The organism is Pseudomonas sp. LjRoot71, assembly GCF_964253255.1.
Classification (GTDB): domain Bacteria; phylum Pseudomonadota; class Gammaproteobacteria; order Pseudomonadales; family Pseudomonadaceae; genus Aquipseudomonas.
This window is the reverse complement of record NZ_CAXURA020000001.1, coordinates 2,887,764-2,912,946: the sequence shown is the minus strand read 5'-3', so window position 1 is coordinate 2,912,946 and position 25,183 is coordinate 2,887,764. Positions and strand designations below refer to the sequence as shown.

The following is a 25,183-nucleotide window of genomic DNA, read 5'->3' as shown; positions in this document are numbered from 1 at the left end:
TGCCCTATGCCCACTGCCTTTACCCGAATTCTGCTGAGCCTGCTGTTGCTGCTGCCCCTGGCCGCGCACGCGGGTGACGCCCAGGACTTTGTCACGGCCAACCCGGCCAAGCAGGCCAGCCTGCTGGAACGCTGGTCCGCCGCGCCCGATGCCGCACGCCTGCCGCTGCTCGAAGCCCTGCAACAAAGTCGCGTTGCCACCGACAGCAGCAAGACAGCCTTTATCGATAACGCCGGCAACTACCAGGCTGCCGAAGGTGAAGCACAGCCTCTCGATACGCCCAAGAAGCTGCGCCTGAACAACCGCCTGCGCGGCCTGATCGCCACTGCCGTGGCCAGCCATCAACTGCTAGTCGATGACCCGGCGTTGCGCCTGGCCGCTGCCAAGCAATTGCAAAAGAGCGCCAAGCCGGCGCAACTGCAACTGCTCAACGCCCAGGTCGCCAGCGAAACCGACGATGCCGTGCGCGACGCCCTGACCCTGGCACTGGCCAACCTGCAACTGGTCGACAGCGACCTGGCGGTGCGCCTGGCCGCCGTGCGCCTGCTCGGTGAAACAGGTGACCCGCTGGCCCGCACCCGCCTGGAAGCCCTGCTCGACCCGGCCGTGGAAAGCGACCCGACGGTGCGCACCGCTGCCGAAACCAGCCTGGCCCAGGTCAAACGCAAGCTGCTGATCGGTGAGCTGCTCGGCCAGGCGTTTAGCGGCCTGTCGCTCGGTTCGATCCTGCTGCTCGCCGCACTGGGCCTGGCCATCACCTTCGGCCTACTCGGCGTGATCAACATGGCCCACGGCGAGATGCTGATGCTCGGCGCCTACTCCACCTACATGGTGCAGGTGCTGTTCCAGCGTTTCGCCCCGGAAGCCCTGGCGCTGTATCCACTGGTGGCGCTGCCGGTGGCGTTCTTCGTCACTGCGGCCATCGGCATGGCGCTGGAGCGCACGGTGATCCGCCACCTCTACGGTCGTCCGCTGGAAACCCTGCTGGCCACCTGGGGCATCAGCCTGATTCTGATCCAGCTGGTGCGGGTGATCTTCGGCGCACAGAACGTTGAAGTGGCCAACCCCTACTGGCTGTCCGGCGGTATCCAGGTGCTGCCCAACCTGGTGCTGCCGTACAACCGCATCGTGATCATCGGCTTCGCCTTGTTTGTAGTGGTGCTGACCTGGCTGCTGCTGAACAAGACCCGCCTAGGCCTCAACGTGCGCGCCGTCACCCAGAACCGCAATATGGCCGCCTGCTGCGGCGTGCCGACCGGCCAGGTGGACATGCTGGCCTTCGGCCTCGGCTCCGGCATCGCCGGCCTCGGCGGCGTGGCCCTCAGCCAGATCGGCAACGTCGGCCCGGATCTGGGACAGAGCTACATCATCGACTCGTTCCTGGTGGTGGTGCTCGGCGGCGTCGGGCAACTGGCCGGTAGCGTCATGGCCGCCTTCGGGCTGGGCATCGCCAACAAGATTCTCGAACCGCAGATCGGTGCCGTGCTCGGCAAGATCCTTATCCTCGCGCTGATCATTCTGTTTATTCAGAAACGCCCGCAAGGTCTGTTTGCTTTGAAAGGACGGGTGATCGACTGATGACTATGCCCCTGAATCAAACGCTGCTGGCGCGCGCCAGCGCCACGCTCGGCCCGCAAGCGTCCATGGCTATTGGCCTGCTGGTACTCGCCGTGCTGATCGCCATGCCGCTGCTGCACCTGCTGCCGGCGGACAACTCCCTGCACGTTTCGGCCTACAGCCTGACCCTGGTCGGCAAGATCCTATGCTACTGCATCGTCGCCCTGGCGCTCGATCTGGTCTGGGGCTACGCCGGCCTGCTCTCGCTCGGCCACGGTCTGTTCTTTGCCCTCGGCGGTTACGCCATGGGCATGTACCTGATGCGCGAAGCGGCCGGCGACGACTTGCCAGCCTTTATGAGCTTCCTCGCCTGGACCGAGCTGCCCTGGTACTGGTACGGCACCAGCAACTTCCTCTGGGCACTGTGCCTGGTGGTGCTGGCACCAGGGTTGCTGGCGCTGGTGTTCGGCTTCTTCGCCTTCCGTTCGCGGATCAAGGGCGTGTACTTCTCGATCATGACCCAGGCGCTGACCTTTGCCGGCATGCTGCTGTTCTTCCGTAATGAAACCGGCTTTGGCGGCAATAACGGCTTTACCAACTTCAAAACGATTCTCGGCTTCGACATCACCGCCGCGCATACCCGCGCGGTGCTGTTCTTCGCCACCGTCGTTCTACTCGTGGCCAGCCTGTACCTGGGCTGGCGGCTTGCACGCAGCAAGTTCGGCCGGGTGCTGACGGCGCTGCGCGATGCGGAAAACCGCCTGATGTTCTGCGGCTACGACCCACGCGGCTACAAGCTGTTTATCTGGGTGCTCAGCGCGGTGCTCTGCGGCCTGGCCGGCGCGTTGTATGTGCCGCAGGTGGGCATCATCAACCCCAGCGAAATGTCGCCGACCAACTCCATCGAAGCGGCCGTGTGGGTCGCCCTCGGTGGGCGCGGCACGCTGATCGGTCCGCTGCTCGGCGCCGGCCTGGTCAACGGCATGAAGAGCTGGTTCACCGTGGCCTTCCCCGAGTACTGGCTGTTCGCTCTGGGCTTTCTATTTATCGTCGTGACGCTGTTCCTGCCCAAGGGCGTGATCGGTTTGTTGCGTAAAAAAGGAGAGCAATGATGCGCGCCACTCCGCTACCCGAATTGATGCTCGAACCCGCCTACGATCCCAATCAGGATGCCGGCACCAGCCGCGACGCCCTCGGCCTTGGCAGCGCTGCGACCAAGGGCCTGAACGTGCGTCACGGCACCATCCTGACCCTGGAAGACATCAACGTCAGCTTCGATGGTTTCAAGGCGCTGACCAACCTGACGCTGTATATCGGCGTCGGTGAACTGCGCTGCATCATCGGCCCAAACGGTGCCGGCAAGACCACCATGATGGACGTGATTACCGGCAAGACCCGTCCGGATAACGGCGTCGCCTACTTTGGCGAAACCTACGACCTGCCCCAGATGAGCGAAGTCGAAATCGCCCAGTCCGGCATCGGTCGCAAATTCCAGAAGCCCACGGTATTCGAGGCGCTCAGCGTGTTCGAGAACCTCGAACTGGCACAGAAAACCAACAAGTCGGTATGGGCCAGCCTGCGTGCCAAGCTCAGCGGCGAACAGCTTGATCGCATTGACGAAGTGCTGAAAACCATCCGCCTCGACAGCTCGCGCCAGCGTCCCGCCGGGCTGCTGTCACATGGCCAGAAGCAGTTCCTGGAGATCGGCATGCTGCTGGTGCAGGACCCGCAACTGTTGCTGCTCGATGAGCCGGTGGCGGGCATGACCGACGCTGAAACCGAGTTCACCGCCGAGCTGTTCAAGTCCCTAGCGCGCAAACACTCGCTGATGGTGGTGGAACACGACATGGGCTTTGTCGGCAGCATCGCCGACCACGTCACCGTATTGCACCAGGGCAGCGTGCTGGCAGAAGGTTCGCTGGAGCAGGTACAGAACGACGAGCGGGTGATCGAGGTTTATCTGGGTCGCTGACAGTCGGTGCGCACAGCGCACCCTACCCGACATGGCACATCCCGTAGGGTGCGCCATGCGCACCGAACAACGGTTAAGGACATTCCTATGCTGCAAGTCCAACAACTCCACCAGTATTACGGCGGCAGCCACATCCTCCGTGGTCTGTCGTTCGACGTGAAGGTCGGCGAAGTCACCTGCCTGCTCGGCCGTAACGGTGTGGGCAAGACCACCCTGCTCAAGTGCCTGATGGGCCTGATCCCGGCCAAGGACGGCAGCGTGCAGTGGGAAGGCCAGCCGATCACCGCATTCAAACCGCACCAGCGCGTGCACGCTGGCATCGCCTATGTGCCCCAAGGCCGGGAAATTTTCGGCCGCCTGACCGTGGAAGAAAACCTGCTGATGGGCCTGTCACGCTTCCCGGGCAGCGAAGCCAAAGTGGTGCCGGAATTTATCTACGAGCTGTTCCCGGTACTGCGCGAGATGAAGCAGCGTCGTGGCGGCGACCTCTCCGGCGGCCAGCAGCAACAGCTGGCCATCGGCCGCGCGCTCGCCAGCAAACCACGCCTGCTGATCCTCGACGAACCCACCGAAGGCATTCAGCCCTCGGTGATCAAGGAGATCGGCGTGGTGATCAAAAAGCTCGCCGAACGCGGCGACATGGCCATCCTGCTGGTCGAGCAGTTCTATGACTTTGCCGCCGAGCTGGCCGACCAGTACCTGGTGATGAGCCGTGGCGAAATCGTCCAGCAGGGCCGTGGCGAAACCATGGAAGCCGACGGCGTGCGCGGACTGGTCGCAATCTGAATGGCGACGCTGGCCCTGCACTTTGCGCATAATCAGGCTTTCGCCGACGGATTCGAGGCCCCGATGTTTGCCCTGCGTCACGCCCTGCTCCCGCTCACCGCACTGACGGGTATCGCCTTGGTGGTCTGGGCCGGCAGCCAGCCGGACTACTGGATGCTGCGCGCCTTGCCAGTCGGCAGCAACGTGCCCTACCCGCTGAAACCGGTGCTGATTTTCTGCGCCATCGTCCTGGCTGAATGCGGCCTGTTGCTGGCGCTGCTGCGCCCGCGCTCTTACTGCCGCAGCTGGGGCCGCGCGCTGTGCGCCAGCCTGTTGGCCATCGGCCTGGCGCTGTTCTGGCTGCAAGGTGCACTGCATGCCCCGCCCTACTACGGCATGCACCTGCAATGGTGGTTAGCGGTCAGCCTTGGGCTGGTTCTGCTGAGCGGTTATTCCGCCGTGCAAGCCTGGCGTCAACAGCGCAACCGGGTGAAGGCATGAACGCCCCCGCTACCTTATTTACCCCCAGCTGGCACGCCGAACTGGCGCTGGGCTATGGCCGCGACGGCGACTGCACGCGGCCAACCTTGCGCCGCCATAAAGGCCCGCTGCGAGTGCAGAAGCACTTGTATGCCGAAGGGCCCGAGGTGTGCCAACACATCATCGTCCACCCGCCCGGTGGCATTGCCGGCGGTGATCACCTGGATATATCGGCCACGGTCGGCAGCAACGCCTGGGCGCAATTGACCAGTCCCGGCGCAGCCAAGTGGTACCGCGCCGCCGGCCCGGCTTACCAGAGCCTGAAACTGCGCGTGGAAGCCGGTGCCACCCTGGAATGGCTGCCGCAGGAAACCATCGTCTACGCCGCAGCCCAGGCCGAACTGACCACCGAGATCGACCTGCTTAGCGATGCCAAGCTGCTCTACTGGGATATCGTCGCCCTCGGCCGCCCGGCCAGTGGCGAGCGCTTCAATGCTGGCCATTTCCAGGCCCAGCTGAATATCCGCCGCGACGGCCAGTTGCTCTGGCACGAACGCCAGCGCGTCGTGGGTGGCGATGGCCTACTCGACTCGCCCATCGGCCTGGCGGGCAAACCGGTGTTCGCCACCCTGCTGATCAGCGGTGAAATCGACAGCGACCTGCTGGAGCACTGCCGCAACCTCAGTACACCGGTGCGCGGCGACCTGAGCCAATTACCCGGCCTGCTGGTGGCCCGCTGCCTGGCCGACGAAGCCTTGCACGCGCGCGCCTGGCTGATCGCCCTCTGGCAGCTGTTGCGCCCGGCCCTGCTCGGCCGCACGGCCGTCCCCCCAAGAATCTGGAGCACCTGAACGATGGACCTGACACCCCGCGAAAAAGACAAACTGCTGATCTTCACCGCCGGCCTGGTCGCCGAACGCCGCCTGGCCCGTGGGGTAAAGCTCAACTACCCGGAAGCCATGGCCTATATCTCCGCCGCGCTGCTGGAAGGCGCGCGCGACGGCCAAACCGTCGCCGAGCTGATGCATTACGGCACCACCTTGCTGAGCCGCGATCAGGTGATGGAAGGCATCGCGGAGATGATCCCGGAGATTCAGGTGGAAGCGACCTTTCCCGATGGCACCAAGCTAGTAACCGTCCATCAACCGATCGCCTAAGGAACCCATCCAATGTCTACTGCGCTTGCCCATGCTGCGCTCGCTACGACCTTGAATGGATTCCTGGAAAACACATGATTATCCAAGACGCTACCACCGCCGACCTGCCTGCCATCCTGGCCATCTACAACGATGCCGTGCAGCACACCACGGCGATCTGGAACGAAACCCTGGTCGACCTGGCCAACCGCCAGGCCTGGCTGAATGAACGCACCGCGGCCGGCTTTCCGGTGTTGGTGGCCCACAGCGACGCAGGCGAAGTGCTCGGCTACGCCAGCTACGGCACCTGGCGCGCCATCGAAGGTTTTCGCCACACCGTGGAGCACTCGGTGTATGTGCGCAGCGACCAGCGCGGCCAAGGCCTCGGCCCGTTGCTGATGCGCGCCTTGATAGAACGCGCGCAAGCGGCCGGCCTGCACGTGATGGTCGCCGCCATCGAGCGCGGCAACAGCGCCTCGATACGCCTGCATGAGCGCCTCGGCTTTGTCACCACCGGCCAGATGCCGCAGGTCGGCCGCAAGTTCGGCCGCTGGCTGGACCTCACCTTTATGCAATTGACCCTGGAGTGAAGCAGCGATGATTCCCGGCGAATACCAGATTCAGGACGGCGAGATCGAGCTCAACGCCGGCCGCCGCACAATCAGCCTGAGCGTGGCCAACAGCGGCGACCGGCCGATTCAGGTCGGCTCGCACTACCACTTCTTCGAGACCAACGACGCGCTGACCTTTGACCGCAGCGCCACGCGCGGCATGCGTCTGAACATCCCAGCCGGCACTGCGGTGCGTTTCGAACCGGGGCAGAGCCGCGAAGTGGAACTGGTCGACCTGGCTGGCCATCGCCGGGTATTCGGCTTTGCCGGCCGAGTGATGGGCGACCTCTGAGACACCGATTTTCGTAGGGTGCGCCGTGCGCACCAGGCACAACACCGATAGCAGTGGTGCGCACAGCGCACCCTACGAGGGCATTCAATGAAGATCAGCAGACAAGCCTACGCCGATATGTTCGGTCCCACCGTCGGCGACAAGGTGCGCCTGGCCGATACCGAGCTGTGGATCGAAGTCGAGAAGGACTTCACCACCTACGGCGAAGAGGTGAAATTCGGCGGCGGCAAGGTAATCCGCGACGGCATGGGACAGGGTCAGCTGTGCGCCGCCGATGTAGTCGACACGCTGATCACCAACGCGCTGATCATCGACCACTGGGGCATCGTCAAGGCCGACGTCGGCCTCAAGGACGGCCGCATCGCTGCCATCGGCAAAGCCGGCAACCCGGATATCCAGCCGGACGTGACTATCGCTATCGGTGCGGGCACCGAGGTGATCGCCGGCGAAGGCATGATCCTCACCGCTGGCGGCATCGACACCCATATCCACTTTATCTGCCCGCAGCAGATCGAAGAGGCGCTGATGAGCGGCGTCACCACCATGATCGGCGGCGGCACCGGGCCGGCCACCGGCACCAACGCCACCACCTGCACCTCCGGGCCCTGGCACATGGCGCGCATGCTGCAGGCCGCCGACGCCTTCCCGATGAACCTGGGCTTTACCGGCAAGGGCAACGCCAGCCTGCCCGAGCCGCTGATCGAGCAGGTCAAGGCCGGTGCCATCGGCCTCAAGCTGCACGAGGACTGGGGTACCACCCCTGCGGCGATCGACAACTGCTTGAGCGTCGCCGACCAGTACGATGTGCAGGTGGCGATCCATACCGACACGCTCAACGAATCCGGCTTCGTCGAAACCACCCTCGGCGCGTTCAAGGGCCGCACCATCCACACCTATCACACCGAGGGTGCCGGCGGCGGCCATGCGCCGGACATCATCAAGGCCTGCGGCTTCCCCAACGTGCTGCCCAGCTCGACCAACCCGACCCGACCGTTTACCCGCAACACCATCGACGAACACCTGGACATGCTCATGGTCTGTCACCACCTCGACCCGAGCATCGCCGAGGACGTGGCCTTCGCCGAAAGCCGTATTCGCCGCGAGACCATCGCCGCCGAAGACATCCTGCACGACCTCGGCGCATTCAGCATGATCAGCTCCGACAGCCAGGCCATGGGCCGCGTCGGCGAAGTGATCACCCGCACCTGGCAGACCGCCGACAAGATGCACAAGCAGCGCGGCCCGCTGGAAGGCGACGGCCCCGGCAACAGCAACTTCCGGGTCAAACGCTATATCGCCAAATACACCATCAACCCGGCGATCACCCACGGCATCAGCCATGAAGTCGGGTCGATCGAAGTGGGCAAATGGGCAGATCTGGTGCTCTGGCGCCCGGCGTTCTTCGGCGTCAAGCCAACCCTGATCCTCAAGGGCGGGGCGATTGCCGCCAGCCTGATGGGCGACGCCAACGCCTCGATCCCCACACCGCAACCCGTGCACTACCGGCCGATGTTCGCCAGCTACGCCGGTAGCCGGCATGCCACCAGCATCACCTTTATCAGCCAGGCCGCGTTCGAGGCGGGTGTGCCCGAGCAACTGGGCCTGAAGAAGAAGATCGGCGTGGTCAAAGGCTGCCGCGAGGTGCAGAAAACCGACCTGATCCACAACGACTATCTGCCGAATATCGAGGTCGATCCGCAGAACTATCAGGTCAAGGCCGACGGCCAGCTGCTCTGGTGCGAGCCAGCCGACGTGCTGCCGATGGCGCAGCGCTACTTTCTATTCTGATACAGCTGCTTGAGGCGTAGGGTGCGCCGCGCGCACCAACAGCGGTCGTGAGCGGTGCACACGGCGCACCCTACGCGCTCGCACTCAACGCAACTGGCTGTCCTTGCTGCCCCGGCGGTTGTAGCCGCTGAATCTGGCCTGTTCTTTGTCGTGCTCGCTCTGGCAAGCGACGCACAAGTGCACACCGGGGATGGCGTTACGCCGGGCCTCGGGAATCGCCGCATCACACTCCTCGCAGTGGCTCAGGCTTTCGCCGCGCGGCAGCTGGCTGCGAGCGCGAGCAATGGCGTCCTCGATGCTGCTGTCGATCTGCTCCTGTACCGCACCATCATTTGCCCAGCCGCCGGCCATGCGCTTCGCCCTCCGTTGTGTGCTCTGTTAGATATGCGCCGTCTGCGGGCAAATCTCAAGCACACACCGTCACCCTACTCCTTGACCTCCATAAACTCGCGCGCCCAGACGATATAGTCCTCGGGCTGGGTGTACTTGTGGGTCAGCTCGGTGGCGTTAAGGTCGCAGAGTTCGGCGCCGCGCTGCTCGCGCAGGCAGTCGTAGGTGGCCTTGATTGCCGCGAAGTAGGCAGCATGACCGTTGACCACGATGCGTACGCCGAGGCTGGCCAGGCGCGCGTTGTCGCGCAGCTTGGGGTTGCCGTAGGTGACCAGCATCAGCGGAACGCTGAGGGCCTCGGCAATCTGCTCCAGGTGGGCAAAATCCTCGACTCCGACCAGGCAGATGGCATCGGCACCAGCCGCCTGATACGCCTGGGTACGGCGAATCACTTCACCGACTTCCAGCACGCCGGCATGGGTGCGGGCGATGATCGCCAGGTCCGGGTCAACCCGCGCTTCCAGGGCCGCACGGATCTTGCCGACACCTTCGTCAATACCGATCAGGTCGGTGGATTTACGTCCGAATTGTGCGGGCAGCAGGGTGTCTTCGATGGTCAGTGCAGCAATCCCGGCGCGCTCCAACTCCACTACGGTACGCATCACGTTGAGCGCATTACCATAACCGTGGTCCGCATCAGCAATCACTGGCAGGCGGCTGACGCGACCAATCCGCGTGGCCTGCTCAACAAACTCACTGAGGGTGATCAGGGCGAAGTCTGGTGCGGCGAGAACTTGTAGTGAAGCTACAGAACCACCCAGAATGCCGACTTCAAAACCCAGATCGGCCGCAATTCGCGCAGCCATAGGGTCAAACACTGAGGCCGTGTGATAGCAGCTATTTGAGGCAAGAAGCGCGCGAAATTGCGCGCGAAGGTCGTGATGCGAGGCTCTTTGCATAGGGTGCACCATCGGTCATGGTCGATTCGAAGCACGGCATTATGTAGCAAAACTACAAAACCCGTCATGTAGTAAAACTACATAGTCGACCAGTAACCTTACGCTCGCCTTTCAGTTCGCCCCGCCATCCGCCGTGCTAGCCCAAATCTGCCGGCAAGCGCGGGCCAAAGCCCGTACCGGTGAGCAGCCCATAAGCCATCCACAGCATCACTGCGGCATACAGCAGGCGCGGCAACCAGGTGGCCAACTGCTCGACCAGGCTATCCAGCTTCTGCGTTTCTACCCCTGCGTAGTTGAGCAGACTGGCCGGCAAGGTGCCGCTGGCCTCTCCCGTACGAATCAGCCCGAGAGCCAGCCCCTGGCCAGGAAAATCCACGCTGGCCAGCACCTGCGCCAAACTCTGGCCACGCTGCACAGCCAGTTGCACACTGCTGAACCGTTTACGCAACGGCGCATGGCGGATCACTGCACAGGCCTTGGGCAGGGCTTCAAGCATTGGCATCCCGGCCTCCAGCATCAGCCCCAGGCTGTCGAAAAAGTCGCGCAGATTACGCCGCAGCAATGTGGGGCCGAGGATCGGCACACTCGCCAATAAGCCTGCGGACGACGACACCATCCCCACCGGTGACGACTCGCTGCGTCGATAAAGCCCACGCCCTAGCGCGTAGAGCATGCCCAGCACCAGCAACGGCCAGAGCACACCCCATAGATACCCGGCGAGACTCAGCTGGCCGCCGACCAATGCCGGCAACGGCTGAATAAGCAGCGCCAGCACCAACACCGCCGCCGGCATCAGTAAACGTGACTTCACCGCAGCGGCTTGCCGAGCCCGATGCGCATAGCGCTCCGCCAGGCGCTGGTAAATCGCTGCCAGACAACCACTGGCCTGCGCGGCGCCCAGCAAGCTGCTGTCCAAGGGTGTAAACAGGCCGCTGCGCAACCCGGCGCTGGCCATATCGCGACCGCTCGCAACCTGCACCTGCAACCCCTGCAACGCGGCCTTGGCGTGCCCAGGCAACGCCACACTGAGCAGCGCCTGCGCCACCGGCACACCGGCCTTTTCCATGGCCTCCAAGTGGCTGAACAGCTGGGCGCGGGCAGCAAAATCCAGTGCGACAGAGGGGGAGCGGGGCATCAGCAGGCTCGGCTGTGATAGCGGGAGTGATCCGGGCTATTCAGTGGCGGTGGGTAACTGTGCGTGCGGCATCCAGCGCCGAAATATCTCGGCAAAACTACCGTCCTGGTGCATGGCATCAAGGGCGCGTCGCCAGCGCTGCACCACAGCGGCATCGGTCTGCCGGGAAAAAGCGATGTAATACGCCGAGCGCATAAACGGCAGGTGCGCCTGCACCTGATCAGCACGCAACCCACCCCGAGCCAGCTCGGCGTCCAGGGTGAGATCCTCGGTGGCAATCAATTGCACCCGACCATGCTTGAGCATGGTCACCATGCTCTTCGAACTGGTCACCCCGTAGAGGTTCTTGAAGCCTTGCGCGGTCAGGGTCTCATAGGTGTACCACTGTTTCGGCACAGCCAGCGGGCCACTTTCGGCGGCTTGCTGCAGGCTGTCGAAACGCAGGTTGCGTGATTTCAGCGAATAGAAGCTGGTGGTGCCGATCAGCAACGGACCGACCCACTGGAATTTGGCCTCGCGCTCTGGCGTGCGCACCGTGGAGAAGATCGCCGTGTCCGCCTGCTGTTGCGCCAAGTGGTAGGCCCGCGTCCAGGGCAGCAGTTCGATGTGTGCGGCATCGCCGGTGCGCTCGATCAGTTGGCGCACAACCTCCACCGCCAGACCGTGCAGCTCGCCGTTCTGGCTGTAGCTGGTAGGTGGCGCCTCTTCGGTCAGCAACTGCAGCTCGGCCTGCACCGGGCCGATCAGGCCACAGAGCAACCAGATGCCCAGCAGGCAACATCGTTTCAGCAAGGTGGAATCTCCCGGCACTGCAGTCAGACTAGCTCAGTGTCGGCGGATTGCGTCAAGGCAGCGGCGCCAGCAGCGGCATGCTGTTGGGATCAGAGAACCAGCGCCGGTGGATGCGCAGCAGGCCGCCATCACGGTTCAATTGATCCAGCGCCAGCTGCCACTCCTGCACCAACGCAGGGTCCGTATTCCGGGAAAAGGCGATGTAGGAGTTGGTGCCCATCAGGGTGAACTGCAACTCGACATCCTCGGCTTTCATGCCCTGCTCAGCCAGCATATCGTCCAGGGCCAGACTGCTGGCCACCAGCAACTCGATGCGACCATGCTTGAACATCTTGACCATGTGCTGCGGGGTCGGTACGCCGTAGAGATTCTTCAACCCCAGATCACTGAGGTACTCGTAGGAGTACCACTGCTTCGGCACGGCCACAGTGCTGAAGCGCTCAACGTCCTTAAGCGAGCGCACATTCAACCCGGCACCGCGCCGTGCGTAAAAGCTGGTGTGTCCCAGGGCAATCGGCCCAACCCACTGGAACAGCGCCTCGCGCCGCGCCGTGCGGACAATGGAAAACAGCCCGCTGTTGGCTTCGTGTTGCACCTGATGGTAACCACGGGTCCAGGGCACTACCTGGATGGCTGCAGAGGTGCCGGTACGCTGCATCAACTGCTCGGCCACTTCCACCGCCATCCCAGTCAGCTTGCCGTTGTCGTAAAAGCTCAGCGGGCGATATTCCTCGGTGTACAGCTGTAACTGCGCCGCCAGCGCCGATGTACAGCAGCCAAGCAACATCACCACGAGCCAGGGCTTCCGCATTGGGCAATACCTGCAAACAAACGAACAGCGAGCCGAAAGGCCGCATGATAAACAGCCATTGAATCAGCAACCAGCATAGCTCTGCGGCAAATCCGCGCGAGGCTATGGGTTGGCCGTCAGCTCCACCTTCCGAGCTTGCAGCCACTGCGCCAGGTTTTCGCGGTTTACCTGCTGCACTGGCAACGCGATATTCACAGGCTGCGCCGATAGCTCGCCACGCAGGCTCTGCACGGCCAGCTGGACAGCTTGATAACCTATGGCATGCGCCTGCTGAATCATCAGGCTGTGGACCTCGCCCTCGCGCAACGCATCAAGCAGCAGTTGGTCGCCATCGAAACCGATATGCACCAACTCACCCGCCTTGCCGAGCCGCCGCAACGCGGCAAGGGCCGCTCGCGTGCTGGTACTGTTGGGCGTGAACACGCCCGCCAGTTGCGGCAAATGATCGCGCAACGCCGCCACGGCGGCCTGGCTGTCATCGCCGATATAGGTATCCACCAGAATACTCAAACCACCCTGCTCGGCAGCTTGGCGAAAGCCGCGCGCGCGCGCGCTGGTCGACGGCACCCCGGTTTGTAAGCGCAACAATGCGACCTGCCCCTGCCCGCCCAGGGCTGCCGCCATGGCATCCCCCGCTTGCACACCGGCGCGGAAGTTATCGGTGGCAACCACGCCGCGCACTGCGCTGCCGGGCAGGTCACGATCGACGTACACGGTATTGATACCGCTGACTGCCAACTGCTGCACTCGCGGGGCGATCTCCGGCCCTCCCGGGGCGATGACCAAGGCCTTGCATCCGCGCGCCAGCACCCAGTTGATCATCTGCAACTGGGTCTCCGCGCGACCCTCCTGGCTCGGCCCGCGAAAATGCATATCCAGGCCGCGCTCAGTGGCAGCCTGTCGCGCCCCGGCCTCTACCTGTACCCAGAAGGGCGTAGCACCCACTGCCACTACACCGATGCAATCCTTTGCCAGCGCCTGAGTGATCCAGCTGGTCAAGACAACGAACAGCAGTACATATTTCGCTTGCCATCGGCCGTACATCACCATCACTCCCAAAACCTGGCGACACCATGCACAACCTGCATGCGCCATACCGAACAGCACGCAGGTGCCACCGTAGAGTTATGCGGGCCTATTTCCCGTTGCGTTCGCTACCGCATCGGAACAGGAACAGGCCCTAGTATCACTTTAGCATCAGTCGATTAGCCACGCCGGACGCCGAGTTGCCGGCCATCCGCCAGAAAACCGTGGCGCACACCGACACCTCACACTTTTTCACACTCAAGGCGACAGCTGGGCTGGTAGCAAGCCCTCAGGCAGGCGATGATCAGCACTCTTTCCCGCACCTTGAATGACATGACCGATACCACGCAGAGCACCCAGGCAACCCATAAACCCCGTCCTCTGATCGATTTGCTGGTCAGCATCCTGATCCCGTCCCTGATCCTGATGAAACTCAGCAGCGAGAGTAATCTCGGGGCTGACGGCGCGCTGATCCTGGCACTGGCCTTCCCGCTGGGCTGGGGCAGCTTCGAGCTGATCAAGTACCGCAAATTCAACTTCATCGCCCTGCTCGGCCTGGTCAGCGTATTGCTGACGGGCGGCATCGGCCTGCTCAAGCTGGACAACCAGTGGCTGGCGATCAAGGAAGCCGCGATCCCCGGTCTGATCGGCATCGCTGTGCTGGTCTCGACCCGTACGCGCTTCCCGCTGATTCGCACCATGCTGTTCAATAAAGCCGTGCTCAATGTCGACAAGATTCATGAGCGCCTGGAACAGGCCGGCAACACCGAGCAGTTCGAGGCCCGCCTGCTCAAAGCCACCTACTGGCTGAGCGGCACCTTCTTCTTTTCCTCGGCGATGAACTACGTGCTGGCCAAGTGGATCGTCATCAGCCCGGCTGGCAGCGAAGCCTTCAACGCCGAACTGGGGCAGATGAACCTGCTCAGCTACCCGATGATCGCCATCCCGTCGATGATCATGCTGATGGCCATCTTCTACTACCTGTGGCGCACCATCCACGGCCTGACCGGCCTCAAGCTGGAAGACGTGATGGCCAACGTCGAGCAGGAAAAACAGTCCTGACAGGCCGTTGAAAACCAGCCTGTCTGGCCGCGTGTCTTCGCCATGCTGAGCCTGAGCGCTTACCCGGCGCTGTTTTTCTCCGCCTTGGTTGCCGCCACGCTGCTGCCATTGCAGTCGGAGGCGGTGCTGGTCGTACTACTGCTAGGCGGCGCCCACACCACCTGGGTGCTGCTTGCCGTGGCCACCTTCGGCAACGTACTGGGCTCCTGGGTCAACTGGCTGCTTGGCCGCTCCCTCGAACACTATCGCCAACGCCGTTGGTTTCCAGTCAGCGAAGCTCGCCTGCAACAGGCCCAGGCCTGGTATGCACGTTATGGCCGTTGGTCACTGCTGCTAAGCTGGATGCCAGTGATCGGCGACCCGTTAACCTTGGTGGCCGGCGTGATGCGCGAGCCCCTGTGGCGTTTTCTGTTGATCGTCACCTTGGCCAAGGCCGGACGCTATGCCGTACTGGCCGCTATCACCCTGGCCTGGATCTGATCAACCGAGCCGTTCGCAGGTACCCACACCCTCTGCGAGGACATACTCGGTAACGCGGCAAATGCGTATAGCGGTTGAGCATCGGCCGCGCGTCCGTGATACTGCGCAGCGCGCCGCGCGGGCATGACACGTCCGCCCTCCGCATAACCGGCCCACAAAGCCGATGAACAGTAGCCTCGATAGGGCACCTCTAAAAACGTAGGCGAGGCCGTCAGCGCTAGGCAGAAACAGGCTCAGCGATGACAACGCAGGTAGTTTTTAAAGATGCCCGTTAGGGGCGTACGGCCCATTTCACCGCCTCATGGGCCTATCGAGTGAGGAGTTGCAGTGTCTGTTGTTCAAGCCAAACCCAAACTGAAACGCGGCGACCTGATCTGGTCGCTGATTGGTCTTGGCGCTGTAGTGCTGTCCTGCTTTCTGCTCTACCGCGAATTGCGCACTATCTCTCTCGACGAAATCGCCGACAGCCTACGCGCGATATCCCATACCAACTGGATGCTGGCTGCCGGAGCCACGCTCGGTGCTTATTGGGCGCTGGCCTGGTACGACCGCATCGCCGTCGCCCACCTGGGCCGAAAGATTTCCTGGCGGTTCATCACCCTGTGCTCTTTCACCACCTATGCACTGGCCCACAATATCGGAGCCTCGGTATTTTCCGGCGCCGTGGTGCGCTACCGCGCTTACCGCACCAAGGGTCTGACGCCTCAGGAAATCGGCATCCTGATCGTGTTCTGCTCCTTCACCTTCGTCCTCGGCACGATCTTCGCCAGTGGTTGCGTGCTGATCGCCCAACCCGATCTGATTCACCGGGTGGTCAGCGTCTCACCGCTGATTTCCATGGCCCTCGGAACGCTATTGCTGAGCATTGTCGGGCTCTACGTGCTTGGTTCCTGGCGTCAGTTCAAACCCTGGACCCTGGGCAAACTGCGGGTCGAATACCCACGCCTGCCCATCGTCGGTCGTCAGTTGCTGGCGGGCCCGCTGGAGCTGTTGTGCGCAGCGGCGATCATCTACTTTGCCCTGCCGGCCGATAACCACCCGGGCTACCTGGTGGTGCTCGGCGTATTCCTCGCGTCCTTCTCCCTGGCGCTGCTGTCACACGCACCAGGCGGCCTCGGCGTATTGGAAGTCACCTTTATCGCCGCCCTGCCGGAAGTACCCGCGCCCGATGTACTCGCGGCACTGATCGTATTCCGCGGCTTCTACCTGCTGCTGCCATTTGCCCTGTCGCTGCTGGTAGTACTGGGTTTCGAATGGTCGCAGTGGAGGCACAAACGCGACGACATCGATCTACCCTCCTGATCCTCATCTGAAAGAGCGGCACAAGCCGCCGCTCTGACATAGAATACGCGGCCGTTTTTGGCGGCCGCCCATTCCAGGCCGTCACCCTCCGGGCCGTCGTGATACGGCAACAAGAACCTCTCCCGGTAATTTTTCTGGCTGCCTGCACCATGACCGTGTCCACCCCCGCCCGTGCCATTGGCATCGACTTCGGCACCTCCAACTCCACCGTCGGCTGGCTGCGCCCCGACGCCGAAACCCTGATCCCACTGGAAGACGGCAAGATCACCTTGCCCTCGGTGGTGTTCTTCAACCTCGAAGAGCGCCGCCCGGTCTATGGCCGCCTGGCCCTGCAGGAATACCTGGAAGGCTACGAAGGCCGCCTGATGCGCTCGCTGAAAAGCCTGCTGGGCTCCAAGCTGCTGAAAAGCGAAACCACCGTGCTGGGCAGCGCCCTGCCATTCAAGGACCTGCTCGGGTTCTTTATCGGCGAGCTGAAAAGTCGGGCCGAAGCCGTGGCCGAGCGCCCATTCGAACAAGTGGTGCTGGGCCGCCCGGTGTTCTTTGTCGACGATGATCCGGTGGCCGACCTGGAGGCGCAGAACACCCTGGTGGCGGTGGCGCACAAGCTTGGTTTCAAGGATGTGTCGTTCCAGTACGAGCCGATTGCCGCAGCCTTCGACTACGAGTCGGGCATCGAGCGCGAAGAGCTGGTGCTGATCGTCGATATTGGCGGCGGTACGTCGGACTTCTCCCTGGTGCGCCTGGCCCCGGAGCGGCGCACAGTGGCTGACCGGCACAGCGACATCCTGGCCACCGGCGGCGTGCATATCGGCGGTACCGATTTCGACAAGCAGCTGTCGCTAGCCGGCGTGATGCCGCTGTTCGGCTACGGCAGCCGGATGAAGAGCGACGCGCCGATGCCCACCAGCACCCACCTGAACCTCGCCACCTGGCACACCATCAACGCGGTGTACTCGGCGCAGTCGCAGCGCCAGCTGCAGAGCATGCGCTACGACATCGTCGACCCCACCGGCATCGACCGCCTGTTCCAGCTGATCGAACGCCGCGACGGCCACTGGCTGGCCATGCAGGTGGAAGACAGCAAGATTGCCCTCACCGAGCAGGATGCCCGGCACATCGACCTCAGCCGCCTGGAAGACGGCCTGGTCGCCGAGCTGACTCGCGAGCTGTTTGAAGGCGCCATCGAGCCGCTGCTGGAGCGCGTACGCGCCAGCGTCAGCAAGCTGCTCGGCGATGCCGGCGTGGGTGTGGCGCAGGTCGATACGGTGTTCTTTACCGGCGGCTCCAGCGGCATTCCCGCGCTGCGCCAGAGCGTCGCGGCAATGCTGCCCAACGCCCGCCATGTCGAAGGCAACACGTTCGGCAGCATCGGCAGCGGCCTGGCCATCGAGGCGAAGAAGCGTTACGGCTAAAACCGTAGGATGGGTTGAGCGAAGCGATACCCATCAGACTGATCGATGGGTTACGCCGCTACGCGGCTAACCCATCCTACGAACTCGCGGCTAAAGCCCCTCCCACAAACGCTTCGGGCTCTGTGGGAGGGGCTTTAGCCGCGACAAAACTGCAAACGCCACCATAAAAAACGCCAGCTTAGCGCTGGCGTTTTTTATGGCTGCAGAATCAGCGCGGCACGACCGGCTTCTTCGGCGGCTTCTTGCCCTTGCCTTTCGCTGCGTCTGAACGCTCCTTGGCCGCCTGCTGGTTGCGCGCCTGTGCAGCTGCCTTGGCCTGCTCGCGCTTGTCCCAGGGGTTACCGCCGGCCGCGCCGGTATCACGCGGTGGCAGGCCAGTATGCTGGGTCAGCATCGGCTTGCTCTTGGTGGTGTCCTTAGCCACTTTATGGCTACCGGCAGGCGTCGAGTTCTTGCGGCGCGCGCTCTGGTAGCTGTCGGTCGCCGGCTGGTGCAGCGGGATCAGCTGGTTCTTGCCCGGCCCGATCAGATCGCCACGGCCCATGCGCAGCAGCGCTTCACGCAGCATCGGCCAACCCTTCGGGTCGTGATAACGCAGGAAGGCCTTGTGCAGGCGGCGCTGCTCCTCACTCTTGACGATGGTCACGCCGTCGCTCTTGTAGCTGACCTTGCGCAACGGGTTCTTGCCCGAATGATACATGGCCGTGGCAGTGGCCATCGGCGACGGGTAGAACGCCTGCACCTGGTCAGCGCGGAAGCCATTGCCCTTGAGCCACAGGGCCAGGTTCATCATGTCTTCGTCGGTGGTGCCCGGGTGCGCGGCGATAAAGTACGGGATCAGGTACTGCTCCTTGCCCGCCTCTTTGGAGTACTTCTCGAACATGCGCTTGAACTTGTCATAGCTGCCAATGCCCGGCTTCATCATCTGATTCAGCGGGCCTTCCTCGGTGTGCTCCGGGGCGATTTTCAGGTAGCCACCGACGTGGTGGGTGACCAGCTCCTTGACGTACTCCGGCGACTCGACGGCCAGGTCATAACGAAGGCCCGAGGCAATCAGAATCTTCTTCACTCCTGGCAGCGCGCGGGCGCTGCGGTACAGCTGAATCAGGCTGGAGTGATCGGTATTCAGATTCGGGCAGATACCCGGGAACACGCAGCTCGGCTTGCGGCAAGCGGACTCGATTTCCGGACTCTTGCAGGCGATACGGTACATGTTGGCGGTCGGCCCGCCGAGGTCGGAAATCACCCCGGTAAAGCCCGGCACCTTGTCGCGGATCTCTTCGATCTCGCGGATGATCGATTCTTCCGAGCGGTTCTGGATGATCCGGCCTTCGTGCTCGGTGATCGAGCAGAAGGTGCAGCCACCGAAGCAGCCGCGCATGATGTTCACCGAGAAGCGAATCATCTCATAGGCCGGGATCTTCTCCTTGCCATAAGCAGGATGCGGCACGCGCTGATAGGGCATGCCGAACACGTAGTCCATTTCTTCGGTGGTCATCGGGATGGGTGGTGGGTTGAACCACACGTCCACTTCGCCATGTTTCTGCACCAGCGCGCGGGCGTTGCCCGGGTTGGTTTCCAGGTGCAGCACGCGGTTGGCGTGGGCGTAGAGCACCGGGTCGTTACGCACCTTCTCCATCGAGGGCAGACGAATCACCGTCTTGTCGCGGGTCATCCGCGGGCTGGCGAGGATCTGCACGACCTTAGGCTCGTTCGGGTCTTCCTGCGGCCCCTTCTCCTGCTCGATGGCGCAGGCCGCAGTGTCCTGGGTGTTCACGTACGGGTTGATGATCTTGTCGATCTTGCCCGGACGGTCGATACGGGTGGAGTCCACCTCATACCAACCTTGCGGCGTATCGCGGCGGATAAACGCGGTGCCGCGCACGTCGGTGATGTCTTCGATATTGTGGCCGTAGGACAGACGCTGGGCCACTTCGACAATCGCCCGCTCGGCGTTGCCGTACAGCAGGATATCGGCGCTTGCGTCGATCAGGACCGAGTTGCGCACGCGATCCTGCCAGTAATCGTAATGCGCAATACGGCGCAGCGAGGCCTCGATACCGCCCAGCACGATCGGCACATGCTTGTAGGCTTCCTTGCAGCGCTGGCTGTACACCAGGCTGGCGCGATCCGGGCGCTTGCCGGCCAGGCCGCCGGGGGTATAAGCGTCGTCCGAGCGGATTTTCTTGTCGGCGGTGTAACGGTTGATCATCGAGTCCATGTTGCCGGCCGCGACGCCGAAGAACAGATTGGGCTCGCCGAGCTTCATAAAATCGTCTTTCGACTGCCAGTTGGGCTGGGCGATGATGCCGACGCGAAAGCCTTGCGACTCCAGCAGCCGCCCGATAATCGCCATACCGAACGACGGATGGTCGACGTAGGCATCACCGGTCACGATGATGATGTCGCAGCTGTCCCAGCCGAGCTGATCCATCTCTTCCCGGCTCATCGGCAGGAAAGGCGCCGGCCCGAAACACTCGGCCCAGTACTTTGGATAATCGAATAACGGCTTGGCGGCTTGCATGGGCATGAAAAGTAACCGGCGTTGGCGAACAGGGATGGAAAATCGCGGGCGCGGAATATAGCACAAAATTTAACCAAACCCGACTCAGACGCTCGGATTAACACGCAAAAAACCATCTGCGCACGGTAGCTTCACAGTAGTGGCTTACGGCTATACTCCAGCGCATAACATCGGCCGCCAATAGCCGAGACAGGGAGCACATCTGGTGCAACGCTTAGTCTTCTCGATCTTGTTCACGCTGAGCCTGGCACTGGCCAATGGTCTGGCCCAGGCCGCTATCGTGCTCACCCCGCAGAGCAGCGGCAGTTCATTGAATGAACAGATTGAACTGCTGGAAGATGTCGGCGCCCAACTGACCATTCGTGACATGGCCGATCCGGCCGTGCAGAGCCGCTTCCAGCCGGCAGCAGGCCGCGCCACCGTTGGCCAGAGCCGCAACCCCTGGTGGATCAAAGTTACCCTGCAGCGCACAGCCGACGCCCCCAGCCAGTGGTGGCTGGAAAACGCCGGCATCACCATTTTCAACCTGCAACTCTACCTGCCTGACGGTCAAGGCGGCTGGAGCCAGCGTGAAACGGGTGAAGCCGTGCCCTACCTGGACGGTCGCGACTACGCTTATCGCCGCATGGTGTTCAAACTGCCAGAAATTGGCGAACAACCGCTGACGCTGTACTTTCGCAGCTTCGACCCCGCCGGTAATTCTTTCCCACTGAAAATCTGGCAACTACCGGACCTTGCACAACAGGCAGGCAACGAAAACATCGGCTTTGGTTTGATCTACGGGGTAATTCTCGCCCTGCTGCTGTACAACCTGTTCATCCTCGTCGCCCTGCGCGACCGTGCCTATTTCTGGTATGTGATGGCAACCGCCTGTGTGCTGATCTTTATCCTCAGCATGACTGGCCACGGTGCCCAATATCTCTGGCCGGATAACCCCGTGCCCTTCTGGCTGGATCGCATCACCCTGCCCTCCCTGTGGGGCATATTTGTCATGCGCTTCACCCAGGAGTTGCTTTACACCAAACGCGGCTTGATCTGGCCGCACCGGCTGCTGAATGCAGGCTGCATCCTTTATGTCATCGCCATTGTGATCAATGCCTTCGGCTACCGTGCTGAAGGCGCACTGATGATCGCCTTGACCCCGATTGTCACTGTCCCGACCGCACTGTTCAGCGCCGGAGTGCGCTGCTATCAGGGCTTTATCCCTTCACGCTTTTACCTGCTGGGTTACGGGGCGGTTCTCGCCAGCACCGTCGTGCTGGTCATGCGAGCCGCGGGGCTGATCGAACCCAGCAATTTCACCGCTTACCTGTTCCCGATTTCTGTAGCGGCAGAAACCATTCTGTTCTCGTTCGCTCTGGCTTACCGCATTCAGATGCTCAAGCAAGAGAAAGCCGAAGCCCTGCAGCAGGTCGACCGCGAGAAAACCGCACGTCTGGCTCAGGCCCAAGCCAACGCTGCCGAACTCAAGCACTCGGTAGAGCAACGCACAGCAGAACTCGCCGCCACCAACGAGCGCCTGCTGCAGCGCGAACGTGAACTGCAACACGCCGCCTTCCATGATCCGCTGACCGAACTGCCGAATCGCCGTTTTCTGGTCGAGCGCTGCGAGGCAGCACTGGCCAACGCTCGCCGGCACAGTGAAGCCACGGCCTTGCTGCTAATCGACCTCGATCACTTCAAACCGATCAACGACAGGTATGGCCACGATGCCGGCGACCTGATGCTGCAAAACATCGCCCAGCGCCTGCGCGAACATGTGCGTGCCGGTGACGCGGTAGCACGCCTGGGCGGTGATGAGTTTGCCGTACTGATTGGTGGCGAGGATGCCGAGCAGCATGCCCGCGAAATTGCCCGCCGCCTGCTGGCCGAACTGGCCAAACCGGTGATCTACGGTGCTGAACGCCTGACGGTCACCATCAGCATTGGCGTGGCGCTGTACCCCCGCCACGCCAGCAATTTCACCACGCTCTACAAGGCCGCCGACGAGATGCTCTACAAGGTCAAGAGCCGTGGCCGCTCTGGCTGGGCAGTCTGTGGTGAAGATGGCGAACTGAGCAGCGAAGCGCGCTTGCACCTGGATGTGCTCAACGTCCCCAGCGGCCTGCTCTGACTCAGCCGCGCCGGTAACGGCGTGGCACCCGCGCCGTGACCTTGCTGAGCAGTTCGTAACCGATGGTGCCCGCCGCCTGCGCCACCTCATCCACCGGCAGTTGCGCGCCCCACAGCTCCACGGCGTCACCTTGCACGGCTTGCGGCAAGTCAGTCAGGTCGACCATCAGCATGTCCATCGACACCCGCCCCACCACCGGCACCCGCTGCCCCAGAATCACCACGGGTGTTCCCGTCGGGGCGTGACGCGGATAACCGTCGGCATAGCCACAGCTCACCGTGCCAATGCGCGACGCCCGCTCGGCGCGCCAGGTGTTGCTATAACCCACTGTTTCGCCGGCGGCAATCTCACGACAGGCAATCAGTTGCGCGGTCAGGCTCATCGCCGCACGCAGGCCCAGCTGTGCCGCGCTCAGGTCGGCAAAGGGCGTCGCGCCATACAGCATGATGCCGGGCCGCAACCAGTCCATATGTGCCGCAGGGATGGTCAGAATGGCCGCCGAGTTGGCCAGCGAGCGCTGCGCGAAGTCCAGATCCAGCAGGTCGAGAAACTGCTCCAGCTGCAACTCGGTGGTCTCGCTGCCGCGCTCATCGGCGCAAGCAAAGTGACTCAGCAGATTTAGCTCAGCGACCTGTTCCGCCCTCTGCAGCCGGCCATGCCAGTCACGCACGGCAGCAGCGCTGAAGCCCAGGCGATGCATGCCGCTGTCCAGTTTCAGCCACAGGTTCAGCGGCCGCGCCAGATTCGCAGCGAGCAGCTGCTGCGCCTGCTGATCACTGTGCAGCACCACATCCAGGCCTAACTGCGCGGCGAACGCGTACTCGTCTGCCTCGAAGCAGCCTTCAAGCAACAGAATCCGTGCCTCGCCATGCAGCGCGCGCACCTCGGCGGCCTCCTCCAGGCTGGCCACGGCAAAGCCGTCGGCGACATCGTGCAAAGCCGTCACCACCTCGCGCACGCCATGCCCATAGGCATTCGCCTTGACCACTGCAAACGCCTGCCGCCCCGGCGCACAGCGTTTGGCCAGCGCATAGTTATGGGCAATTGCGGATAAATCGACAGTGGCAACAAGCGGGCGCATGGGGCAAAGTCCTTAAAGCCAAACGGGCGACCAGTTTAACCACTGGTCGCCCGTTTTTATTGATCTGGCGCGGCAACACGGCCTGTTGCCCCGAGCCAGTTACTCGTCGTCGAACTGGTAACTGCCCGGCGCCAGGTTCTCAAAGCGTGAATACTTGCCAAGGAAGGCCAGACGCGCCGTACCCAGCGGACCGTTACGCTGCTTGCCGATAATGATTTCGGCCACGCCTTTGTATTCGGTTTCCGGGTGATACACCTCGTCACGGTAGACGAACAGGATGATGTCGGCGTCCTGCTCGATCGCACCGGATTCACGCAGGTCGGAGTTGATCGGGCGCTTGTTCGGGCGCTGCTCCAGGCCACGGTTAAGCTGCGACAGGGCGATCACCGGGCAGTTGAACTCTTTGGCCAGAGCCTTGAGCGAGCGCGAGATTTCCGAGATCTCGTTGACCCGGCTGTCACCGCTGGAACCGGGAATCTGCATCAGTTGCAGGTAGTCGACCATGATCAGACCGATCTCGCCGTGCTCACGCGCCAGACGCCGGGAGCGCGCACGCATCTCCGACGGTGAAATGCCGGCGGTGTCGTCGATAAACAGCTTGCGGTCATTGAGCAGGTTGACCGCCGAAGTCAGTCGCGGCCAATCGTCGTCATCCAGGCGACCGGCCCGCACCTTGGTCTGATCGATGCGCCCCAGGGAGGCCAGCATACGAATCACGATGGACTCCGAAGGCATTTCCAGGGAGTACACCAGAATCGACTTGTCGCTGCGCATCAGCGCGTTTTCCACCAGGTTCATGGCGAACGTGGTCTTACCCATCGACGGACGGCCGGCAACGATGATCAGGTCAGCCGGCTGCAGGCCGCTGGTCAGATCGTCCAGATCGGAAAAGCCGGTAGACAGGCCGGTGATCGCATCGCCGTTATTGAACAGCTCATCGATACGGTCAATGGCTTTGACCAGGATGTCGTTGATCCCCACAGGCCCGCCGGTCTTCGGCCGCGCTTCGGCAATCTGGAAGATCAGCCGTTCGGCCTCATCGAGGATTTCTTCGCCGGTACGACCTTCCGGGGCATAGGCGCTGTCAGCGATATCGTTGCTGATACCGATCAGTTTGCGCAGGGTGGCGCGCTCGCGAATGATCTGCGCATAGGCCTTGATGTTGGCCACCGACGGGGTGTTCTTGGCCAGCTCGCCGAGGTAGGCCAAGCCGCCGACTTGCGACAGCTGACCCTCCTTGTCCAGTTGCTCGGACAGGGTCACCACGTCAAAGGGGTGATTGCGCTCGGCCAGCTTGTGCACGGCGCGAAAGATCAACCGGTGGTCATGTCGATAGAAGTCGCCATCGGAGACCTGATCCAGCACGCGCTCCCAGGCATTGTTGTCGAGCATCAGGCCACCGAGTACAGCTTGCTCGGCCTCGATCGAGTGCGGCGGCACCTTCAGGGCGGAGGTTTGCAGGTCGTACTGTTCGGGCAGGCTGATGTCGTTCATAGGGCTCTGGGCAAAATTCTGTGTTCAGAAAACAAAAGGCACGACATCACTTACGTAA

General features: G+C 62.5%; 24 protein-coding genes. 15 read left to right on the top strand and 9 right to left on the bottom strand.

From position 1 onward, the window contains the following. Positions 1 to 6 precede the first annotated feature (6 nt). The 10 genes from urtB to ureC all read left to right on the top strand — a co-directional run bounded on the left by urtB (position 7) and on the right by ureC (position 8,601). Complete coding sequence (gene urtB / locus ACSQ17_RS13715) at positions 7 to 1,578, top strand: urea ABC transporter permease subunit UrtB (RefSeq protein WP_436069251.1); 1,572 nt, start codon at positions 7 to 9, stop codon at positions 1,576 to 1,578. Then, complete coding sequence (urtC, locus tag ACSQ17_RS13710) at positions 1,578 to 2,669, top strand: urea ABC transporter permease subunit UrtC (RefSeq protein ID WP_436069250.1); 1,092 nt, start codon at positions 1,578 to 1,580, stop codon at positions 2,667 to 2,669. Before urtB ends, urtC begins: the two co-directional genes overlap by 1 nt. Further along, entirely contained in the window at positions 2,669 to 3,529 is an 861-nt protein-coding gene (gene urtD / locus ACSQ17_RS13705; protein ID WP_436069249.1) for an urea ABC transporter ATP-binding protein UrtD, read from the top strand. Before urtC ends, urtD begins: the two co-directional genes overlap by 1 nt. A gap of 87 nt (positions 3,530 to 3,616) precedes the next feature. Next, the gene (gene urtE / locus ACSQ17_RS13700) at positions 3,617 to 4,315 is read left to right on the top strand and encodes an urea ABC transporter ATP-binding subunit UrtE (RefSeq protein WP_436069248.1); all 699 of its coding nucleotides are present in this window, start codon (positions 3,617 to 3,619) and stop codon (positions 4,313 to 4,315) included. Further along, a complete protein-coding gene (locus ACSQ17_RS13695) occupies positions 4,316 to 4,795 on the top strand; it encodes a hypothetical protein (protein WP_436069247.1) in 480 nt (159 codons plus the stop codon). Beyond that, positions 4,792 to 5,625, top strand: coding sequence for an urease accessory protein UreD (locus tag ACSQ17_RS13690; RefSeq protein ID WP_436069246.1), 834 nt, complete (start codon positions 4,792 to 4,794; stop codon positions 5,623 to 5,625). Before ACSQ17_RS13695 ends, ACSQ17_RS13690 begins: the two co-directional genes overlap by 4 nt. A gap of 3 nt (positions 5,626 to 5,628) precedes the next feature. After that, the gene (gene ureA / locus ACSQ17_RS13685) at positions 5,629 to 5,931 is read left to right on the top strand and encodes an urease subunit gamma (protein ID WP_003317023.1); all 303 of its coding nucleotides are present in this window, start codon (positions 5,629 to 5,631) and stop codon (positions 5,929 to 5,931) included. A gap of 74 nt (positions 5,932 to 6,005) precedes the next feature. Continuing rightward, on the top strand, positions 6,006 to 6,500 hold the full coding sequence (locus ACSQ17_RS13680; RefSeq protein ID WP_436069245.1) for an N-acetyltransferase family protein: 495 nt from the start codon (positions 6,006 to 6,008) through the stop codon (positions 6,498 to 6,500). 7 nt (positions 6,501 to 6,507) lie between these two features. Then, positions 6,508 to 6,813, top strand: a complete 306-nt coding sequence (locus ACSQ17_RS13675) for an urease subunit beta (RefSeq protein WP_436069244.1) — start codon at positions 6,508 to 6,510, stop codon at positions 6,811 to 6,813. An 87-nt stretch (positions 6,814 to 6,900) separates the two neighbouring features. Next, entirely contained in the window at positions 6,901 to 8,601 is a 1,701-nt protein-coding gene (gene ureC / locus ACSQ17_RS13670; RefSeq protein WP_436069243.1) for an urease subunit alpha, read from the top strand. A gap of 84 nt (positions 8,602 to 8,685) precedes the next feature. Here ureC and ACSQ17_RS13665 read toward each other — a convergent pair whose 3' ends face one another. The 6 genes from ACSQ17_RS13665 to ACSQ17_RS13640 form a co-directional block, all read right to left on the bottom strand. Beyond that, the gene (locus ACSQ17_RS13665) at positions 8,686 to 8,952 is read right to left on the bottom strand and encodes a DksA/TraR family C4-type zinc finger protein (RefSeq protein WP_436069242.1); all 267 of its coding nucleotides are present in this window, start codon (positions 8,950 to 8,952) and stop codon (positions 8,686 to 8,688) included. A gap of 74 nt (positions 8,953 to 9,026) precedes the next feature. Then, entirely contained in the window at positions 9,027 to 9,890 is an 864-nt protein-coding gene (locus tag ACSQ17_RS13660) for an isocitrate lyase/PEP mutase family protein (protein ID WP_436069241.1), read from the bottom strand. A 136-nt stretch (positions 9,891 to 10,026) separates the two neighbouring features. Continuing rightward, positions 10,027 to 11,025 carry a type II secretion system F family protein gene (locus ACSQ17_RS13655; protein WP_436069240.1) on the bottom strand — a complete coding sequence of 333 codons (999 nt, stop codon included), beginning with the start codon at positions 11,023 to 11,025 and terminating at the stop codon, positions 10,027 to 10,029. Between the two features lie 36 nt (positions 11,026 to 11,061). Beyond that, positions 11,062 to 11,814, bottom strand: a complete 753-nt coding sequence (locus tag ACSQ17_RS13650; RefSeq protein ID WP_436070482.1) for a substrate-binding periplasmic protein — start codon at positions 11,812 to 11,814, stop codon at positions 11,062 to 11,064. A 55-nt stretch (positions 11,815 to 11,869) separates the two neighbouring features. After that, on the bottom strand, positions 11,870 to 12,628 hold the full coding sequence (locus ACSQ17_RS13645) for a substrate-binding periplasmic protein (protein ID WP_436069239.1): 759 nt from the start codon (positions 12,626 to 12,628) through the stop codon (positions 11,870 to 11,872). 102 nt (positions 12,629 to 12,730) lie between these two features. Beyond that, positions 12,731 to 13,672 (bottom strand): substrate-binding domain-containing protein, encoded by a 942-nt coding sequence (locus ACSQ17_RS13640; RefSeq protein WP_436069238.1) that lies wholly within the window; start codon positions 13,670 to 13,672, stop codon positions 12,731 to 12,733. A 315-nt stretch (positions 13,673 to 13,987) separates the two neighbouring features. Here ACSQ17_RS13640 and ACSQ17_RS13635 point away from each other — a divergent pair, with 315 nt between their 5' ends. From ACSQ17_RS13635 to ACSQ17_RS13620, 4 genes are all read left to right on the top strand, one after another. Then, positions 13,988 to 14,716 carry a VC0807 family protein gene (locus ACSQ17_RS13635; protein WP_436070481.1) on the top strand — a complete coding sequence of 243 codons (729 nt, stop codon included), beginning with the start codon at positions 13,988 to 13,990 and terminating at the stop codon, positions 14,714 to 14,716. Positions 14,717 to 14,758: 42 nt separating this feature from the next. Continuing rightward, positions 14,759 to 15,196: a YqaA family protein gene (locus tag ACSQ17_RS13630; protein WP_436069237.1), complete on the top strand. Its 438-nt coding sequence runs from the start codon at positions 14,759 to 14,761 to the stop codon at positions 15,194 to 15,196. A 327-nt stretch (positions 15,197 to 15,523) separates the two neighbouring features. Next, complete coding sequence (locus ACSQ17_RS13625; protein ID WP_436069236.1) at positions 15,524 to 16,498, top strand: lysylphosphatidylglycerol synthase transmembrane domain-containing protein; 975 nt, start codon at positions 15,524 to 15,526, stop codon at positions 16,496 to 16,498. 149 nt (positions 16,499 to 16,647) lie between these two features. After that, positions 16,648 to 17,913 carry an Hsp70 family protein gene (locus tag ACSQ17_RS13620; RefSeq protein WP_436069235.1) on the top strand — a complete coding sequence of 422 codons (1,266 nt, stop codon included), beginning with the start codon at positions 16,648 to 16,650 and terminating at the stop codon, positions 17,911 to 17,913. A gap of 208 nt (positions 17,914 to 18,121) precedes the next feature. On the opposite strand, the gene ACSQ17_RS13615 is transcribed toward ACSQ17_RS13620, so the two are convergent. Then, positions 18,122 to 20,437: a YgiQ family radical SAM protein gene (locus ACSQ17_RS13615; RefSeq protein ID WP_436070480.1), complete on the bottom strand. Its 2,316-nt coding sequence runs from the start codon at positions 20,435 to 20,437 to the stop codon at positions 18,122 to 18,124. Positions 20,438 to 20,639: 202 nt separating this feature from the next. On the opposite strand from ACSQ17_RS13615, the gene ACSQ17_RS13610 reads away from it, so the two are divergent. After that, complete coding sequence (locus ACSQ17_RS13610; RefSeq protein ID WP_436070479.1) at positions 20,640 to 22,550, top strand: diguanylate cyclase domain-containing protein; 1,911 nt, start codon at positions 20,640 to 20,642, stop codon at positions 22,548 to 22,550. 1 nt (position 22,551) lies between these two features. Here ACSQ17_RS13610 and alr read toward each other — a convergent pair whose 3' ends face one another. Beyond that, positions 22,552 to 23,631, bottom strand: a complete 1,080-nt coding sequence (alr, locus tag ACSQ17_RS13605) for an alanine racemase (protein ID WP_436069234.1) — start codon at positions 23,629 to 23,631, stop codon at positions 22,552 to 22,554. Positions 23,632 to 23,730: 99 nt separating this feature from the next. Continuing rightward, positions 23,731 to 25,125 (bottom strand): replicative DNA helicase, encoded by a 1,395-nt coding sequence (dnaB, locus tag ACSQ17_RS13600; RefSeq protein ID WP_436069233.1) that lies wholly within the window; start codon positions 25,123 to 25,125, stop codon positions 23,731 to 23,733. Positions 25,126 to 25,183: the final 58 nt, after the last annotated feature.

Coding starts and splice junctions, on each gene's coding strand:
- urtB (WP_436069251.1), top strand. CDS start 7: ATGCCCACTGCCTTTACCCGAATTCTGCTGAGCCTGCTGTTGCTGCTG.
- urtC (WP_436069250.1), top strand. CDS start 1,578: ATGACTATGCCCCTGAATCAAACGCTGCTGGCGCGCGCCAGCGCCACG.
- urtD (WP_436069249.1), top strand. CDS start 2,669: ATGCGCGCCACTCCGCTACCCGAATTGATGCTCGAACCCGCCTACGAT.
- urtE (WP_436069248.1), top strand. CDS start 3,617: ATGCTGCAAGTCCAACAACTCCACCAGTATTACGGCGGCAGCCACATC.
- ACSQ17_RS13695 (WP_436069247.1), top strand. CDS start 4,316: ATGGCGACGCTGGCCCTGCACTTTGCGCATAATCAGGCTTTCGCCGAC.
- ACSQ17_RS13690 (WP_436069246.1), top strand. CDS start 4,792: ATGAACGCCCCCGCTACCTTATTTACCCCCAGCTGGCACGCCGAACTG.
- ureA (WP_003317023.1), top strand. CDS start 5,629: ATGGACCTGACACCCCGCGAAAAAGACAAACTGCTGATCTTCACCGCC.
- ACSQ17_RS13680 (WP_436069245.1), top strand. CDS start 6,006: ATGATTATCCAAGACGCTACCACCGCCGACCTGCCTGCCATCCTGGCC.
- ACSQ17_RS13675 (WP_436069244.1), top strand. CDS start 6,508: ATGATTCCCGGCGAATACCAGATTCAGGACGGCGAGATCGAGCTCAAC.
- ureC (WP_436069243.1), top strand. CDS start 6,901: ATGAAGATCAGCAGACAAGCCTACGCCGATATGTTCGGTCCCACCGTC.
- ACSQ17_RS13665 (WP_436069242.1), bottom strand. CDS start 8,952: ATGGCCGGCGGCTGGGCAAATGATGGTGCGGTACAGGAGCAGATCGAC.
- ACSQ17_RS13660 (WP_436069241.1), bottom strand. CDS start 9,890: ATGCAAAGAGCCTCGCATCACGACCTTCGCGCGCAATTTCGCGCGCTT.
- ACSQ17_RS13655 (WP_436069240.1), bottom strand. CDS start 11,025: ATGCCCCGCTCCCCCTCTGTCGCACTGGATTTTGCTGCCCGCGCCCAG.
- ACSQ17_RS13645 (WP_436069239.1), bottom strand. CDS start 12,628: ATGCGGAAGCCCTGGCTCGTGGTGATGTTGCTTGGCTGCTGTACATCG.
- ACSQ17_RS13640 (WP_436069238.1), bottom strand. CDS start 13,672: ATGTACGGCCGATGGCAAGCGAAATATGTACTGCTGTTCGTTGTCTTG.
- ACSQ17_RS13635 (WP_436070481.1), top strand. CDS start 13,988: ATGACCGATACCACGCAGAGCACCCAGGCAACCCATAAACCCCGTCCT.
- ACSQ17_RS13630 (WP_436069237.1), top strand. CDS start 14,759: ATGCTGAGCCTGAGCGCTTACCCGGCGCTGTTTTTCTCCGCCTTGGTT.
- ACSQ17_RS13620 (WP_436069235.1), top strand. CDS start 16,648: ATGACCGTGTCCACCCCCGCCCGTGCCATTGGCATCGACTTCGGCACC.
- ACSQ17_RS13615 (WP_436070480.1), bottom strand. CDS start 20,437: ATGCAAGCCGCCAAGCCGTTATTCGATTATCCAAAGTACTGGGCCGAG.
- alr (WP_436069234.1), bottom strand. CDS start 23,631: ATGCGCCCGCTTGTTGCCACTGTCGATTTATCCGCAATTGCCCATAAC.
- dnaB (WP_436069233.1), bottom strand. CDS start 25,125: ATGAACGACATCAGCCTGCCCGAACAGTACGACCTGCAAACCTCCGCC.